This window comes from Butyrivibrio fibrisolvens (genome assembly GCF_037113525.1).
GTDB classification, from domain to species: domain Bacteria; phylum Bacillota; class Clostridia; order Lachnospirales; family Lachnospiraceae; genus Butyrivibrio; species Butyrivibrio fibrisolvens.
This window is the reverse complement of sequence record NZ_CP146963.1, coordinates 3,306,910-3,323,184: the sequence shown is the minus strand read 5'-3', so window position 1 is coordinate 3,323,184 and position 16,275 is coordinate 3,306,910. Positions and strand designations below refer to the sequence as shown.

Annotated in this window: 14 protein-coding genes; 13 read left to right on the top strand and 1 reads right to left on the bottom strand. The window is 39.6% G+C overall.

Going from position 1 to position 16,275, the window contains the following annotated elements; genetic code table 11:
* Positions 1 to 46: 46 nt before the first annotated feature.
* Entirely contained in the window at positions 47 to 961 is a 915-nt protein-coding gene (locus WAA20_RS13845; RefSeq protein WP_073385493.1) for a DMT family transporter, read from the bottom strand.
* A gap of 275 nt (positions 962 to 1,236) precedes the next feature.
* Here WAA20_RS13845 and WAA20_RS13840 point away from each other — a divergent pair, with 275 nt between their 5' ends.
* The 13 genes from WAA20_RS13840 (at position 1,237) to WAA20_RS13780 (ending at position 16,192) form a co-directional block, all read left to right on the top strand.
* Positions 1,237 to 2,265, top strand: coding sequence for a lysylphosphatidylglycerol synthase transmembrane domain-containing protein (locus WAA20_RS13840; RefSeq protein ID WP_073385492.1), 1,029 nt, complete (start codon positions 1,237 to 1,239; stop codon positions 2,263 to 2,265).
* Positions 2,265 to 2,933 (top strand): CDP-alcohol phosphatidyltransferase family protein, encoded by a 669-nt coding sequence (locus WAA20_RS13835; protein WP_073385490.1) that lies wholly within the window; start codon positions 2,265 to 2,267, stop codon positions 2,931 to 2,933. Before WAA20_RS13840 ends, WAA20_RS13835 begins: the two co-directional genes overlap by 1 nt.
* A gap of 100 nt (positions 2,934 to 3,033) precedes the next feature.
* Complete coding sequence (locus tag WAA20_RS13830) at positions 3,034 to 3,846, top strand: phosphatidylserine decarboxylase (RefSeq protein ID WP_073385489.1); 813 nt, start codon at positions 3,034 to 3,036, stop codon at positions 3,844 to 3,846.
* A 222-nt stretch (positions 3,847 to 4,068) separates the two neighbouring features.
* On the top strand, positions 4,069 to 4,617 hold the full coding sequence (locus tag WAA20_RS13825; RefSeq protein WP_073385487.1) for a hypothetical protein: 549 nt from the start codon (positions 4,069 to 4,071) through the stop codon (positions 4,615 to 4,617).
* 104 nt (positions 4,618 to 4,721) lie between these two features.
* Positions 4,722 to 5,405 (top strand): response regulator transcription factor, encoded by a 684-nt coding sequence (locus WAA20_RS13820; protein WP_073385486.1) that lies wholly within the window; start codon positions 4,722 to 4,724, stop codon positions 5,403 to 5,405.
* Positions 5,405 to 6,637 carry an ATP-binding protein gene (locus WAA20_RS13815; protein ID WP_073385484.1) on the top strand — a complete coding sequence of 411 codons (1,233 nt, stop codon included), beginning with the start codon at positions 5,405 to 5,407 and terminating at the stop codon, positions 6,635 to 6,637. Before WAA20_RS13820 ends, WAA20_RS13815 begins: the two co-directional genes overlap by 1 nt.
* A 163-nt stretch (positions 6,638 to 6,800) precedes the next feature.
* Positions 6,801 to 7,481, top strand: coding sequence for a hypothetical protein (locus WAA20_RS13810; RefSeq protein ID WP_073385483.1), 681 nt, complete (start codon positions 6,801 to 6,803; stop codon positions 7,479 to 7,481).
* Between the two features lie 202 nt (positions 7,482 to 7,683).
* Complete coding sequence (locus WAA20_RS13805) at positions 7,684 to 9,024, top strand: extracellular solute-binding protein (protein ID WP_073385481.1); 1,341 nt, start codon at positions 7,684 to 7,686, stop codon at positions 9,022 to 9,024.
* Positions 9,025 to 9,189: 165 nt separating this feature from the next.
* Positions 9,190 to 10,101: a carbohydrate ABC transporter permease gene (locus WAA20_RS13800; RefSeq protein ID WP_073385480.1), complete on the top strand. Its 912-nt coding sequence runs from the start codon at positions 9,190 to 9,192 to the stop codon at positions 10,099 to 10,101.
* Positions 10,094 to 10,939 (top strand): carbohydrate ABC transporter permease, encoded by an 846-nt coding sequence (locus tag WAA20_RS13795; protein ID WP_073385478.1) that lies wholly within the window; start codon positions 10,094 to 10,096, stop codon positions 10,937 to 10,939. Before WAA20_RS13800 ends, WAA20_RS13795 begins: the two co-directional genes overlap by 8 nt.
* 145 nt (positions 10,940 to 11,084) lie before the next feature.
* Positions 11,085 to 12,938 carry a sensor histidine kinase gene (locus WAA20_RS13790; protein ID WP_338801256.1) on the top strand — a complete coding sequence of 618 codons (1,854 nt, stop codon included), beginning with the start codon at positions 11,085 to 11,087 and terminating at the stop codon, positions 12,936 to 12,938.
* A gap of 99 nt (positions 12,939 to 13,037) precedes the next feature.
* Entirely contained in the window at positions 13,038 to 14,615 is a 1,578-nt protein-coding gene (locus WAA20_RS13785; RefSeq protein ID WP_073385475.1) for a response regulator, read from the top strand.
* A gap of 143 nt (positions 14,616 to 14,758) precedes the next feature.
* Positions 14,759 to 16,192: a TldD/PmbA family protein gene (locus WAA20_RS13780; protein WP_073385474.1), complete on the top strand. Its 1,434-nt coding sequence runs from the start codon at positions 14,759 to 14,761 to the stop codon at positions 16,190 to 16,192.
* Positions 16,193 to 16,275: the final 83 nt, after the last annotated feature.

The following is a 16,275-nucleotide window of genomic DNA, read 5'->3' as shown; positions in this document are numbered from 1 at the left end:
AAGTTTATTTTGATGCAATATATTCTCATTGCAAGAGATATATTATTTAGTCCCCTTCGATAACTGCAAGAATAAGTATTCCGACTATTACCATGAATATGAAGAAATACTGATTCTTTGTCAGCTTTTCCTTAAGGAATATACGTGAAAGAATAAGAGATACTACACATACTGCTGAGATGATAGGAGCTGCTATAGCGCCGTTTCCGCTCATTGCAAATACATAAGTGAACTGTCCTGCGGTCTCGCAGATTGCTGCCAGGATCTTATCACGCTGCTTGGGAATCTCGTATTTAACACCTCTTAATCTTATAAATATGTAGAGAATGATAGCTACAAAAGCAAATGTAAGTTCATAGCTTGTATTTGCTACTTCTTCGATAGTATCTTCTGTAATATTTACAAGAGGGCTGGATTCTACTTCATCCAAATAGAAGATATCAAGGAATGATCCGAAGGCATCAAGGATAGCATACATGAAAGGCATAGCGAAGGCGATTATAGCCATTTTCTTACCAATCTTATCACTTCGTTTGGTAGAACCTGTGTTTTCAAGAAATCCAACACCAACTACGCCAACTGCGATAATAAGGATTGCTGCAATTGATGGGAATTCAAGCTTTTCATGAAGGAATATTACGCAGAGCAGAGCTGCGATAGCGCCTGAAGTGTTCTCAATAGGGTCAGAGATGGATTCTTCTATAAAACGCATTCCAAAAAATGAAAACGCCATGGATATAACATAGAAAAGTGAAACCGGAAGATATCTGATAAGGTTTTCCGGATCATAACCTATATCCTTGGTCAAAAGAGTGAAGATCGCATGAAGACCCATTACAAAACCTACAGAGATGCAGATCTTAAGGTGTGCATATTTCTCGTTGGGTCTGGCACCCTTTTTATAAAATAGTTCGGCAAGACCCCATATGAAGGTTGTTGCCAGTGTGAAAAAAAGCCACATTGTTTTTCTCCTTTTTTGATATAAAAATTGAAAAAAAGTCTTTTTGAATAAAAAAGCTATATTTATTTAACTTAATATATCTATCATAAAATAATATTAAGTGCAATGAAAAAATATAGATTATTTTCCTTTTTAAGGTATTTTTATTGTACGAGCAATATTAATGTGATATAAACAATACGGTACTTTATTTTTTAATAGAGTTTTTTGAAATTTTTAGATAAGCTATTTAGAATGACTTTTTAGTTTACAGATATATATGAAGGGTACATATAATGGGAAAAAATAAGATTTTATGGTCTATTCTTTTTCTTGTTTTTGCGGCACTGACGCTTGTGGCTGTAGTATCGCAGAGCAAGAATTTTTCTCCCGATATTATGGTACGGCTGTTCGAAGATTCTAATAAAGGCTGGCTTTGCCTGGCTTTTATTTCTATGTTTGGATATATCTTTTTTGAAGGTTTTGCGCTTGTTCGCATGGCCAGAAGACTGGGATACAGGGTTAGTGCTATAAATGGGATGACCTATGGCGGCGCAGACGTGTATTTTTCTGCTATTACACCATCTGCAACAGGCGGACAGCCTGCCAGTGCTTACTTTATGATAAGAGATGGTATTGCACCATCGATGGTTGCAGTAATGCTTCTCATCAACCTTGTTATGTATACGGCAGCGCTTCTTATTACAGCAGTATGTGTTGTCGTGTTCGGACACCATATTTTCTTTGGCTTTTCTCTGGTGGGTAAGATACTTATCGGAGTTGGAGGCGTGATACTTGCAGGCCTCATGTTCGGATTTTTTTTATTGCTCAAAAAGACTTCTTTTTTACATAATATATTTGATAAGCTGCTTAGCTTCCTTGTGAAGATCCATGTTATCAGGCAGTATGAAAGAAGAAAAGCACAGCTTGAGAATACAATGAGAGAGTATAAAGAGTGCTCTGATTTCATTTTCGGAAGAGGCAGGCTCCTTGCAGAGGTGCTTGTCTGGAATCTGCTCCAGAGGATATCATATCTGCTCGTAATCTTTATGGTATTTATGGCTACAAACAATGGGATAATAAAGGCCATAAAGGCAATGGAGATTCAGAGCCTTGTTACTGTAGGATCTAATTGCATTCCTGTTCCGGGAGCAATGGGTGTTGCAGATTTTCTGATGATTGACGGCCTTGGTCAGATACTGAATGCTGACAGCGTTGTTGCTATGGAACTTATTTGTAGGGGTATGACGTTTTATTCGAGCGTTATTGTAGGACTTTTTGTTGTCATCATCGGATATTTAAGAAGAAAGGAAAAGAAGAACTGATGTTAGGTTTTTTTGATTATACTTGTTGGCTTACATATTTATCTTTATTATCTGCGGGATCTGGAATATTACTGTGTCTTAATGACGAGGGACATCCTTATATAGGAATATTCTTTTTAATGTTCAGCGGACTTTGTGATGCTTTTGACGGCAAAGTTGCCCGTACCAAGAAGAACAGATCAGAAGTAGAGAAGAACTTTGGAATCCAGATCGATTCCCTTACAGACGTTGTCGCTTTTGGCGTACTTCCTGCATGTATCGGATATGCTATGCTCCGTAAGTTCCCATTTATGGAAAGATTCCCGCTTATCAGCGTGTTCTTTGCCATCATGCTTATCTACATGCTGGCTGCCATGATCCGTCTTGCATACTTTAATGTAATGGAAGAAGAAAGACAGAAAAAAGAAGATACAGTAAGAGAGTACTATTCAGGACTTCCTGTAACATCTTCAGCTCTTATCTTCCCGGTTATACTCCTTGTACATTACATAGTTATCTGGGATATAACACCAATTTACTTTGCAGCTATGCTCTTTACTGCATTTGCATTTATTCTGCCTATTCCTGTTAAGAAGCCTAAGCTTAACGGAATACTTATCTTAGTAGGAATTGGAGCCGTTATCTTTATTGCACTTTTATGGCTTATCATATCAAGAACAAGACTGTAGTACCTAGAAATACATCCCTGTATTTCTGAACAGGTACGAGATACATCCTGTATCATGCACCTAGAAATAATTAAAGATTGAATTTCAGAAAGGATAAGTTATGCTGGATTTTTTGTATGGAACAAGCTTTGGAAGGATGATCCTAAAGGTTCTTATTAACCCGCGAATTTCAAATGCTGCGGGCAAAGTTCTTGATTCCGGAGTATCCAGGGTGCTTATCCCTTTTTTTATCAAAAAAAATAATATCTCACTTGAGGAATATCAGGAAGAAGAGTACAAAAGCTTCAATGACTTTTTTACCAGAAGGATAAGACCTGAGTGCAGGCCCATAGATTCTGATCCTCATCACTTTATCGCTCCATGTGACGGATATTTAAGCGTATATCCTATAGAAGATGGAATGATAATCCCTGTAAAGCACAGCAGATACAGTGTTTCTGATCTTCTTAGAGACGAAGGCCTTGCTAAAGAGTTTGAAGGCGGAACCTGTATGGTCTTTCGCCTGTGCGTACATCACTATCACAGATACTGCTACCCGGACGGGGCGTTCAAAGAGTGCAATACTCCTATAAAAGGAGTACTTCATACAGTTCGTCCTGTTGCTCTTAGAAAAGTCCCTGTATTTAGTGAAAATTCCAGAGAATATACAATACTTCATACAGACCACTTTGGCGATATCATTCAGATGGAAGTTGGTGCCATGTTCGTTGGTAAGATAGATAACTATCACCAGGAAGGCCGTGTTGAAAGAGGTCAGGAGAAGGGACGATTCCTTTTTGGAGGATCAACTATAATAGTTCTTACCAGGAAAGATGCGGTTAAGATTCCTGAAAGCGTATTCGATAAGACAAGAAGACAGAAGGAAGTGCCGGTTAAGCAGGGACAGAAGATTGGTATACATAAGGCGAAGTAAAGCCATAAATAAAAAGATAGATAAAGCAGATTTTATAAAAAGCAAATAAAATATACAAAAAGTATAGAAATATCTATACGTAGGATCATAGTAAAATTAAAAAAATTAATTTGTATTTTAATCTAATTTTAATCTTACTAAAATTTTATTTTAATTTTGGCCCTGTATCATTTCAGATATCAAATGAAACACACAAACATATCTGAAAGGAAGGTAATAATTATGGAAAACTACGAAAAGGTTGAAAAGATCAGAGAGAAGACAGGCGTTTCTTACGAGGAAGCCAAGAAAGTTCTTGAAGAAAAGAACTACGACATGCTTGAAGCTATCATAGAGCTTGAGCGTCAGGGCAAAGTTAGCCAGCCGCAATCCGGAACTTATACAGCAGGAGCAAGCAAGGAAATGGAAAATGTTCAAAAGTTCGAACTTGCCCAGAAACAGTATGAGAATGATTGCAAGAAACCAACATTTAAAGAGTGTATGAGAAAGGTGGCTAATATGTTCAGAGCAATTTTCAAAAAGAGTATGGAGATCAACTTCTGTGTTAATAAGGATGGCAAGAATATAGCAAGTGTTCCGCTCCTTGTACTTGTACTTCTTTTACTTGGATTCTTCTGGATCACACTTCCACTTATCATCATCGGTCTGTTCTTTGGCTTTACCTACAATTTTACAGGTATCGATAAGGTGGTTGTAGATGTAAACGGTGTTTGCAATAAGGCATCACAGACTGCTGAGAGCATCAAAAGCGAATTCAAGAAAGAAAACTAAGAATATCAGGAATGAATTCAAAAATACTAAGAATATCAGAAATGAATTCAAAAAGAAAATAAGAATATCAAATACGAATTCAAAAAGGAAAACTGAGAATACTGATGAGTAAAATATTGATCGTAGAGGATGAAGCACAAATAGCACGTTTTGTAGAACTCGAACTTATCCACGAGGGTAATACCGTGGATAAGGCAGAGGATGGAAGAGAAGGCCTTGATAAGGCACTTTCAAATGACTATGACCTGATCCTTCTGGATGTAATGCTTCCGGGCATTAACGGTTTCGAAGTTCTACGCCGCATAAGAGCAAGGAAAGATACACCTGTTATCCTTCTTACTGCAAGAGATGCAGTTATGGACAAGGTGTCTGGTCTTGATGCAGGTGCTGACGATTATATTACCAAACCCTTTGCAATAGAGGAGCTACTCGCACGTATCAGAGTAGCTCTCAAAAGGAAGGGGAATGCTTCACAGGCAGGAACAAGGCAGATCACAGTAGGTAAGGTTATGATCGATCCCGACAGACATGAAGTTGTGGCTGACGGCAATCCTGTTGAGCTTACCAACTACGAGTTTGAACTACTCAGGATCCTTATGGAAAGCCGTAACATAGTCCTTGACAGAGAACGTCTTATAAACGAGATCTGGGGCTATGATTACGATGGTGAGAACAATGTTGTAGATGTTTATATAAGACATCTGCGTACCAAGATCGATGACAGGTATGGTATCAAGCTTATCCAGACTGTCAGAGGTGTTGGATATGTAATAAAAGAGGGTACTTGATGAATATCAGCAAACGCGCATCATCAATTGCACGAGGTATAAATAGAGCTTTCTGGTTTAATAAACTGAAAGCTTTTTTTACCGTAGATTTTCTTATTATTCTGGTTTCATTCGGGCTGTTCTGCTACCAGTGCTACCAGTCCATTCCGACTGATGAATACGTAAGAAGATTCGACATAACAGGTGAAAGCTTTGATACGATAATCCTTAAATATGTTACGGACAGTTCGCAGTACAGCTTCCCTATGAGGGAATATGTATATTTTATTGGTATAATCCTGGCAGCGATACTGGCTTATCAGTTTTTGAATCTCCTGGGATCTTTTTCCTACACAGCAAGGATAAGAAAAAAGCTTAAGCCTTTAAATGAGCTTGCATTAAAAGCGGAAGCCATAAGTGAAGTGCCACTTGATACTACCAAGTTCGAAGAGCTTGAAGCAGCGATACTCAAAGTGTCTGCGGATAAGAGCGGCGCAAGGATCGCGACAGGAGATCAGGATCTTGCGAGTATAGAGGCTGCCCTTAATAACCTTCTGTACAGGATGCAGGAAGCGAGAATGCAGCAGGCAAGGTTTGTTGATGATGCTTCTCATGAGCTTAGGACACCTATTGCAGTAATACAGGGCTATGCCAATATGCTTGACCGCTGGGGCAAGGATGATCCGGCAGTTTTGGAAGAGTCCATTCAGGCTATCAAGAATGAATCTTACAATATGAAGGAGCTTATCGATCAGCTTCTTTTCCTTGCAAGGGGAGATAATGGCCGTCAGAAGCTTTCTATGGAGAGGATTGACCTGTCGGCTATCATGAGAGAAGTATGGGAAGAGTCCACTATGATAGACCCTGACCATAAGTATTTGATCGACGATAGTGAAAACTGCTTTATATACGGCGATTTTGCCATGATCAAGCAGTCTATAAGGATATTCGTCCAGAATGCAGCCAAGTATTCTGCCAAGGGCAATAATATAAAGCTTTCTGTTAAGAATAACGGAAATAAGATAGCATATGTGGTTCAGGATGAAGGTATCGGTATTGCAGGAGAAGAGCTTAGCCACATATTTGAACGTTTCTACAGGTCCGACAAAGCCAGAAACTCATCTACAGGCGGATCAGGCCTTGGTCTTTCCATTGCAAAGTGGATAATAGATGCACACAGGGGCAATGTTGAGGTCCTTTCACGTCAGGATATCGGTACCAGGATCACAGTATTTTTTGATATGGTAGCTTAAGGGAGTTTGAATAAACTTATGCTTTCAAACTTCGTGAAAAGAGAGTAAACGGGGAACAGGAAGCTGGGGGTTGAAATTTAGTCAATTTTAAGATACTCTTAAGTTCTGTTTGCTTTAATCGGTTTTTATCAGAAGTTTTAAAGGGAACTCTTATCGAATAGTAATGAAGATGTTTAATAGAATTACCAAAAAGCTATTGGGCATAGTACCTGATTATGCGTATCTGCCCCTGGCTTTTATGTTTTTTATAAATTTAGTTACATATTATGGAACGAGATTATTAACTGATCACTTTAAGCATTACGACATTTCTGTATCACTTGATAGCCGCCTGCCTTTCTGGCCGGTGTTCATTATCCCGTATCTGTTTGCTTTTTTGCAGTGGACAGTTGGATTTATAGTGATTTCAAGAAACAGTAAAGCGTACTGTTATAAGGTTATAAGCGGAGAGATATTATCAAAGCTTATCGTGTGCCTTATTTTCGTGCTTTTTCCGACAACGGTTTTTAGAAATGAGATCTGTGGTCAGGACTTTTGTAGCCGTATAGTTGCGCTTATTTATGCTATAGATGCTCCTACCAATCTTTTCCCGTCTATTCATTGTTTGGAAAGCTATATATGCATGAGAACAGCTCTGGAGATGAAAAATGTCAGCAGGAATTATAAAGTTACGATGATAGTAACTGGACTGCTGGTATTTATGAGTACACTTCTTGTTAAGCAGCATGTGGTACTTGACGTACTTGGTGCTGTGGTCGTAGCTGAAACAGGAAGATTCATTGCGGAATTTATAATTGCGCACCCTCTTCGAAGGAAAAAAGCGGGCAGAGAGTACGAGTATTGATCGCATCCTATAATGCGTAGCGTTAGCTGATCTTCAATCCTTAAAATGAAATATTTGAAAATATAAAAAATGAGATTTTCGAAATTTACAAAAACAATTTCGGAAATCTCATTTTTATTTGCGCAGGTCATTTTTATAATGATTACAGTAAATAAAACGTAGTTCCTTTGTGGAACTCACCAAGAGAAGGGTAGGGTAAATTATGAAAAAGAAAATTCTTAGTACTCTCATGTGTTTCTCTGTAGTAGCTACAACAATTATGGGTTGCGGAGCAAATACTACAAATGAAACAGCAAATGGCGGATCTGAAACTTCCACAGATACCAGTGCTAATACACAGTCAGACAGCACTGATTCAGGTGATAAGATCACTCTTAGCATCTACACACAGTACGCTGATGATGATACAAAGGTTCCTTATGACTATGCTGTAGAGCAGCTCAAAGAAGCTTATCCAAATGTTGAGCTTAACCTCATCGTTCAGGCTCAGGATGATGGACAGACACTTAAGACTCTTGCAGCAACAGGTCAGCTTCCTGATATCTATCAGGCTTCTACTGACGTGATCAACACATTCCGTGAATCAAATCAGATCATGGTTCTTAACGATGTTGCAGAGAAGTCAGGCTTCCTTGATAAGCTCTATGATGCAAACAAGGATCTTGCATATGCTGAAGACGGCAATATCTATGCATTCCCATTCTCAGGACAGGAATATGTTCTGTGGTATTACAATAAGGCACTTTTCGAGGAGTACAACCTTGAAGTTCCTCAGACATACGATGATCTTCTTAACTGCGTAGAAGTATTCACAGAAAATGGAATCACACCTCTTGCTCTTTTCGGACAGGAAGGCTGGAATACAGCAGCTGCTTATGACGTAATCGCAACAAGATACGTTGAAGGCGGAATCAAGGCTCTTGATGAGGGTTCAGCTTCTATCACAGACGATGGATATGTTAAGGCTGCTGAGAAGATGGAAGAGCTTGTAGCTGCAGGTCTTTTCCAGGAAGACGCTACAACAACCAACTATGACCAGGCTTCTGAGAAGTTTCTTTCAGGTGAAGCTGCTATGTTCATCAATGGTCAGTGGTACATCGAAGATGCTACAAAGACACTTGGTGATGATGTAGACTGGATGTTCTATCCTGCTGCAGATGCTGCTTCATACGAAGCTGGCAAGGCTGTATTCTCAGGTGGCGGATCAGCTTCAGGATTTGCTGTAAACCCTGATTCACCTAACGCTGAGCTTGCTGCAGAAGTTGCTGAGTTCATCACAGAGAAGTACTGCGAAGCTAAGGTTATGTACAGACATAATCCACTTGTAGCTATCGACACAGGTAAGGAGCCTGATTCTGAATATCCTGCAATGATGCAGAAACTATCAGATACACTTCCTACAATCACAGCAACAACTAAGTTCACATGGGGACTTACAAACTCAACATTCAACGATGCAATACAGTCTGAGTCACAGGGACTTGTTTCAGGACAGTTCACTGCTCAGGAATTCATAGAAGACATCGCTGATACCATGGAATAAACAGTATATTTTTTGAATGAGATGTTTTGAAAAAATAAATATCCAAAAAACATCAGATTCATTTTTAGAGAAGGATCATAAAAAATATTGTGCGGGGCTACGGCAGAATAAGGGGTTATATCCGCCAGCTCCGCATTATATTTGAAAAAGAATTGGAGAGAGTCCATGAAAAAATACATGGGAAATAAGCTGGCAATTTTCCTTTTTGTCTTACCGGCACTTGCTATTTTTATTGCTTTTGATTTTATTCCGATCATCCAGGTTTTTGCTTATAGTTTTACTAACTGGAATGGTCTCACAACACCGAACTTTACAGGACTTCAGAATTATTTTGACCTGTTCACAGATAGAGTTTTTACAACATCTAACAGAAATCAGCTTATATTTGCTATAGTCATCACAGTTTATCAGATGCTCTTTGCAACTGTATTCGCTATCACTATTTCTGATAAGAAGATGAAAGGTAGGAAATTCCTCAGAGTAGCATACTTTATACCGGTTATCTTATCAGTAACTGTTGTATGTCAGCTCTGGAGCGCTATTCTTTCAGGCGATGGTCTTTTGAATCAGTTCGTAAGACTGTTTGGGTCTGATTTTAAGCAGAACTGGCTTGGTGACAGATATAAGGCTATCTATGTTATCGCATTTGTAAATGCATGGCAGTGGATGGGATATCAGTTTGCACTTATCGTTGCAGGTATCAAGTCAATTCCATCTGACTATTATGAAGCAGCAAGAATTGACGGATGTTCCAATGTACTTGCTCATCGTAAGATCACGATCCCGCTTCTTGCAGAGACTTACAAGTTCTGTCTCATCATTTCACTTACAGGTGGTATCAAGGCCTTTACTGAAATGAACATTTTGACAGGCGGTGGTCCTAACAAATCCACATTTACTCTTACTTACATGATGTACAACGCAGCATTCAAGAAGTCTGACTATGGATATGGTCTTGCGGCTGCATCAGTAATGGTTCTTGAGTGTATGATGGTAATGCTTCTTATCAATTTTATTTTCAGAGATAAGGATCAAAAGAAGGAAGAAGAGAAAGCAAGGAGGAAACGAAGTGCGTAAAGATAGTAATAATAAGGCACTGCATTACATATTTGTGGCATTTTGCTGGATTTATGCAGCGTTTTCACTTTATCCACTTATCTGGATGTTATTTTATTCATTTAAGACCAATCAGGAAATCTTTGTAACCAATCCATTTGGTTTTCCATGGCCGCTTCACTATGAGAACTACATTACAGCATGGACCAAGTACAATGTACCTTTGTATTTCCTGAACAGTTTACTTGTATCAATTGGAACAGTTACTATCACAATTTTCTGCGCTCTGCTGTTTTCATATGCTACAAGCAGAATGGTATGGAAGCTTAAGACATTTACAAGACTCTTCCTTGGTCTTGGAATGTTTATCCCGGTTCAGGCGATCATGATCCCTGTTGTTAAGATAGTTCAGAGCTTTGGACTTATGGGAACAAGATGGTCACTGATATTCCCTTATATAGCTATAAACCTCGCCTTTGCATGTATGGTATATTATGGATTCTTTAAGGGAATCCCGATGGAGCTTGAAGAAGCTGCATGTATGGATGGAGCTAATATATATCAGACCTTCTTTTTGATAATCGAGCCTCTTGTAAGACCGGCTACAGTTACACTTGTTATCTACATTTTCCTTAATGCATGGAATGAATTCATCCTTGCAAATGTAGTAGTAGGAAGCATTCCGGAACTTAAGACACTTCCTCTTGGAGTACTGTTCTTCCAGGGCGAGTTCACAACAGACTGGGGCGGAATGGGAGCAACAATGGTTATCGCTTCATTCCCTGCGATCATTGTGTACTCTATTTTCTCAGAGCAGGTTGAGAGCGCTATGACAATCGGCGGAGCTGTTAAAGGATAAACCGACATAGAAAAACTTCCATGTTTTTCTGAACATGTCGTAATAACATCCTGTAATAAAAGCCACTGCAATCTTGCAGTGGCTTTGTTTTGCGTTGGGCGTATATGGTAAAATTATGGATATGAAACATATAGATATTCGAAATATGACATTGAAGGACATGGAGAAGGTTACCTCTAATAAAGGCGTAGCCAGAAACATGTCCATTAAATACAAGATAGCTTTTATCACTCTTTTGGTAGCACTGATCCCTATGGTGGTACTTTCTTCTCTTATGCTCTTTTTCTATAACAGAGCCATTATGCAGAGGGCTGACAAGCAGATAGAAGAGAATATCAGGATCATGTCGGACAGATTGTCATCGGTTCTTCAAAATGGTGAGCTTTGTTCTAATAACCTTACTATCGAATTTGGTAATTACTATAATGACAAGTCTTTGAAGCAGGTAACAAGAGACAGCAAGGTTACAAGTCAGTTATCGCAGTCTCTACTGATTTACAACGGCATTTCCTCGATAGTATTTATTGACTGTTACGGAAGATTTTTTTCTTCAGATCCTGGTTTTCTAAACAAAAGTGATGAGATCATAAATTCTGATTTTGTTGCAGCTCTTAAGGATGAGGGTGGCAAGACTCTGATGATGCCTGTAGATGACAATCCTTTTGACAAGGAGGATAAAGAAGTCATCACTATGGGTAAGCATGTTCTTAATATCGTGTCAGGAACTCATCTTGGATATCTTTTTATAAATATGGATAAGGATTATCTGATCGAGTCATCTCAAAGTGAGATCAGTTACTATTTCCTTTTCGATACAAACAGTGACATTGTGATCCAGTCTAATATCGTAGATCCAATCTTCACGGATGAAGAGCTTATGGACAGCCTTTTGGAGACTGGCAAAAAGCGCATCAGCTACAATAAAGAATCTTATCTGCTTGCAAGAGAAGAGATAGATCCTTACAAGTGGACTGTTGTTGGCATTACTAATCTTAATAAGTTTAATGTTACGGGTAGTGATCTGTGGTTTATCCTTCTTACGACAGGCTCTTTTACGGCAGTTCTGCTTCTTGTATCTGTATGGTTTTCTGCGAACTTTGTAACAAGGCCTTTAAAAGTCCTTCACGACGGGGCTGAAGAGATCGCAGAAGGAGATATGAGCGTAAGGTTCAGGTTTAAGACAAGGGATGAGATAGGCCGGCTTGGCAGAATCTTTAACTATATGACACAGCGTAATTTAGAGCTTTTGCAGCAGGTCGAGGATGAAGCCGATAAGAAAAGAGAGTACGAGCTTGCCCTTATTCAGGAGCAGGTTAAGCCTCACTTTTTGTATAACACACTAGATATCATCATTATGCTCATCGAGATGAACAGGAGTAAAGAAGCTTCAAGGGTAACTCATAAGCTTGCAAGTTATTATAAGAACTCTCTTTCAGGTTCTGATGAGATAGTGTCTGTAGAAAGAGAGATTCAGATCATACGAGACTACCTTGATCTTCAGACTATGCGTTACGGCGACAAGTTCAGCTATGAGATAGATGTTGATGAGAAGGCTTATAATTCGCAGATTCCAAAGATGACTCTGCAGCCGCTTGTTGAGAATGCTATATACCATGGGGTAAAAAATAAATCATCATCCGGAAAGATACTGGTCAGAGGAAGAATTATCACCTGCGCTGAAGCTGGGATAGAACAGGATGGAGATAACCTTATCGTTGAGCTAAGCGTTATCGATGACGGTGTAGGAATGGCAGAAGATGAACTAGCAAAGCTCAATGCTCTTCTTTCGGAAGAAGACGCTTTTGACAGTGATGAAAAGAAGGCTTTAGAGGAAGCTAGAATCACAGACCATGATAAGACTAAGGGTGGTAGCCACTTTGGACTTTATAGTGTGGCTAAAAGGATAAGGCTTTATTTTGGTAAGAGTTATGGCGCTAAGATAGAGAGCGCAGAAGGTAAAGGAACGACGGTGAAGGTGTACGTTCCACATGGGGCATGAGTTTGAAAATTTAAATATTTTCAAACTCCGAAAGTGGTGTCGCGGGCTCCGCCACTTCCAGCCATTAGTCACTCGTTACACTCGCGACATGAGGTTGAAATGATACGAATAATGATAGTTGACGATATGCCTATTTTTCTGGAGTATCTTAGGGGGTGTATCGACTGGAATTCATATGGATTTGAAATATGCTGTGAGGCTCATGATGGTAGAGAAGCGCTTGAGAAGATAGAGCAGTTCTACCCTGATGTGGTGCTTACTGATATAACTATGCCCTATGTTAACGGGCTCGAGCTTGCAGAGAAGGTGACAAGGGACTATCCGGAGATATCTGTAATCCTTATCACCGGCAACAACGAATTTGAATATGCAAGGAAAGCAGTAAAGCTGGGAGTCTGTGACTATATAGTCAAACCCTTTGAAAAAGAAGAGCTGATCCTTAGCCTTCTTAAATTACAGGATAATATCGGGAAAGCTGTGGAAAGCACTGAGATAAAGAACGAGGAGCACTATGATGATCTTCGTGCTTTGATCTATGCAGGCGTTCCTGATGTGGAATCAGAGAATAAATTTGAAGAGAAGGTCTTTGGCGGCAGCAGGCAGGGTAGCGGATATCTTCTGGCTCTTCTTCGTTTTGACGTATCAACATATGCCGCTATGGACACAGAAAGCAGAGAACAGCTGATGAACTGGGAGAAGCTCATCGCCAAAATGCTGTCTGATAAGCTTGAGATACAGGGCGAATTCAAGATATTCCATGATTTTGAAAATAATATCGTTGTGCTAATGAGATTTGATCATGCCTCTGAGCTTGATTCTTACAAAGGATATGAGTTTACTGATATCATTCAGATAGTAAAAAATCAGCTTGGAATAGGTAGCGCTATAGCCCTGTCCAAAGCTGACAGACTTATTGATGTCAAAAAAGCTTATGAAAAGGCTCTTGTATATCTTGGAGGTAAGGCTTTCGGCCAGCTTTATGATATTAGAAACAATAATGATGAAGTTGCCTATTCATCACTTGATGCCATCATAAGACTTAACAAAGACCTTGAAACACTTCAGTCAGAAGATGCTGAGAATGCCATTAATATACTCTGGGAGAGACTTACTGGAGCTAAGGCGATAAGTGATACAGAGATAAGGATCTCTGATATGAACCTTCTGACCAGCGCCATAAGTATACTTATGACTAACATTATCAGTAAAGGATTTTCTATAGAAAAGATATACGGGGACGGCTTTTCTCCAGAAAAGTACATGGCTGATGCCAAGAGCACTCAGGAGATGAAGGACAGAGTTGTCTTTTTATACAAGAAGAGAATTGACTTTGAAAGAGGCAAAAAAGAGTCAAAGACCCATGATATCGCCACAGCTGCAAGAGAGTACATTGAAGCCAACTACGCTGACAGCGAGCTTGCTATCGCGGATATATCTGAGAAGCTATGCGTTAACCAGACATATCTTCGCAAGATGTTCAAAAGTGAAATGGATATGACACTTACAGAGTATATTACTCAGTACAGGATGCAGAAGGCGAAAGCTCTTTTGACAAGTACAGATGAGAAACTCTCGTCTATAGCGGAAAGCGTTGGATATAAGGATGTAAGTTATTTCTCCAATGTATTCAAAAAGTATTATGGGGTGTCACCTAGGAGTATGAGCAGGGAGATGTGATATCTGTTATATTTTTGATTGATAATAAGGAAACTCCCTACTATAATGGTGATTATCGTGGGAGTTTCCTTTTGTTTTGCAGTAAAACATGGAGATAACGGTATTGCATTCGATAAAAAGTATTATTTGAAAGGGGCAATTTTATGAAGGCTAAGTTTTCACCTTATTTAACTAAGATCGCACCAGGCCTAAAAGATCTCATAGCCAGACTTGGCAATAGCTATGATTATGTCAGCGTACTTGCTACTGATTCTGTGGGCTTTAGGATGAGTGCATCACAGAAGGTAAAGAGCATCAGCGGAAATACACTTTCAGTTGAGAGAGGAAATGTTGTAAGAGTTTATAAGGACGGACTTTACAGCGAGTACGCTTTTAACTTATTTGATGTAAGTAAAGCCGACGAACAGGCAGAAAAGATCAAGAAAGTACTTGATAGCCAGCTCGCAGTATTAAAGGCTACAAATTCTAAGGTCTATAACACAGATAAGCTCGCGGATGAACCTCATGAGCTTTTTGCAGAGATGGAGACAACTGATCTTCCTGAGGATGCAGATCTGGATGAACTTATCAAGAAGCTCAAGAGCATAAGTGACAGAGGAAAAGCACTTTCTGATGAGATCATAGATTGCTCCGTATCAGCAGAGTCTAATCATATCTGCAAGATGTTCCTTTCAGCAAACAGGGACCTTCGCCAGAGCTATGTTTACTCATGCGCTCATGTATTTATGGTAGGTACTAGAGATGGCAAGACAGATCAGGCGTTTATTGGAATTTCAGATAGAGAAGGCCCTGCAATTTTTGAACAGCTTGAAGATCTTCCTGAGAAGTGTTACGAAGATCTTGCTGCCAATCTTGGAGCAGAGCATGTTATCCCGGGAGAGTATGATGTCATCACAACTCCAGAGGTTTCAGGACTTATCGCACACGAAGCTTTCGGGCACGGCGTTGAGATGGATATGTTTGTTAAAAAGAGAGCTCTTGGACAGGAATACATTGGAAAGCGTGTAGGTTCTGACCTTGTAACAATGCATGAGGGCGCCCTTGTTTGTAAGGATGCTTCAAGCTATGCATTTGATGATGAGGGAACTCTTGCAGGAGACGTAATTGAGATCGATAAGGGAATCCTTAAGACTGGTGTCTGCGATGCCCTTGCAGCTCTTCGTCTTGGAACAGTAGCTACTGGTAATGGTAAAAGAGAAAACTTCGAGCATAAAGTATATACCAGAATGACAAATACTATGTTTGACAGCGGCACAAGTACTAAGGAAGAGATGATCGCTTCTATCAAGAAGGGATATCTTCTGTCCGGATTCTTTTCTGGTATGGAGGATCCTAAGCATTGGGGAATTCAGTGCATTATCGCAAGAGGCCATGAGATCATTGATGGCAAGCTTACAGGTAAGGTTGTAGCTCCTGTAGTACTGACAGGCTATGTACCGGATCTTCTCGGTTCCATAAGCATGGCAAGTACAGATTATGAGTCTTTTGGTTCCGGTATGTGCGGTAAGGGACACAAGGAATGGGTCAAGACTGTTGATGGCGGCCCATATCTTAAGTGCAGAGCAAGACTTGGATAAATGAGTTAATTAATAGATTAACTCTACGAAGTGGTGTCGCGAGCTCCACCACTTCAAAAATTACTCACTCGTGACATGAGGTT

What these genes read in the sequence shown, in the direction of transcription:
- WAA20_RS13845 (WP_073385493.1), bottom strand. Translation starts at nt 961, where the DNA reads ATGTGGCTTTTTTTCACACTGGCAACAACCTTCATATGGGGTCTTGCC.
- WAA20_RS13840 (WP_073385492.1), top strand. Translation starts at nt 1,237, where the DNA reads ATGGGAAAAAATAAGATTTTATGGTCTATTCTTTTTCTTGTTTTTGCG.
- WAA20_RS13835 (WP_073385490.1), top strand. Translation starts at nt 2,265, where the DNA reads ATGTTAGGTTTTTTTGATTATACTTGTTGGCTTACATATTTATCTTTA.
- WAA20_RS13830 (WP_073385489.1), top strand. Translation starts at nt 3,034, where the DNA reads ATGCTGGATTTTTTGTATGGAACAAGCTTTGGAAGGATGATCCTAAAG.
- WAA20_RS13825 (WP_073385487.1), top strand. Translation starts at nt 4,069, where the DNA reads ATGGAAAACTACGAAAAGGTTGAAAAGATCAGAGAGAAGACAGGCGTT.
- WAA20_RS13820 (WP_073385486.1), top strand. Translation starts at nt 4,722, where the DNA reads ATGAGTAAAATATTGATCGTAGAGGATGAAGCACAAATAGCACGTTTT.
- WAA20_RS13815 (WP_073385484.1), top strand. Translation starts at nt 5,405, where the DNA reads ATGAATATCAGCAAACGCGCATCATCAATTGCACGAGGTATAAATAGA.
- WAA20_RS13810 (WP_073385483.1), top strand. Translation starts at nt 6,801, where the DNA reads ATGAAGATGTTTAATAGAATTACCAAAAAGCTATTGGGCATAGTACCT.
- WAA20_RS13805 (WP_073385481.1), top strand. Translation starts at nt 7,684, where the DNA reads ATGAAAAAGAAAATTCTTAGTACTCTCATGTGTTTCTCTGTAGTAGCT.
- WAA20_RS13800 (WP_073385480.1), top strand. Translation starts at nt 9,190, where the DNA reads ATGAAAAAATACATGGGAAATAAGCTGGCAATTTTCCTTTTTGTCTTA.
- WAA20_RS13790 (WP_338801256.1), top strand. Translation starts at nt 11,085, where the DNA reads ATGACATTGAAGGACATGGAGAAGGTTACCTCTAATAAAGGCGTAGCC.
- WAA20_RS13785 (WP_073385475.1), top strand. Translation starts at nt 13,038, where the DNA reads ATGATACGAATAATGATAGTTGACGATATGCCTATTTTTCTGGAGTAT.
- WAA20_RS13780 (WP_073385474.1), top strand. Translation starts at nt 14,759, where the DNA reads ATGAAGGCTAAGTTTTCACCTTATTTAACTAAGATCGCACCAGGCCTA.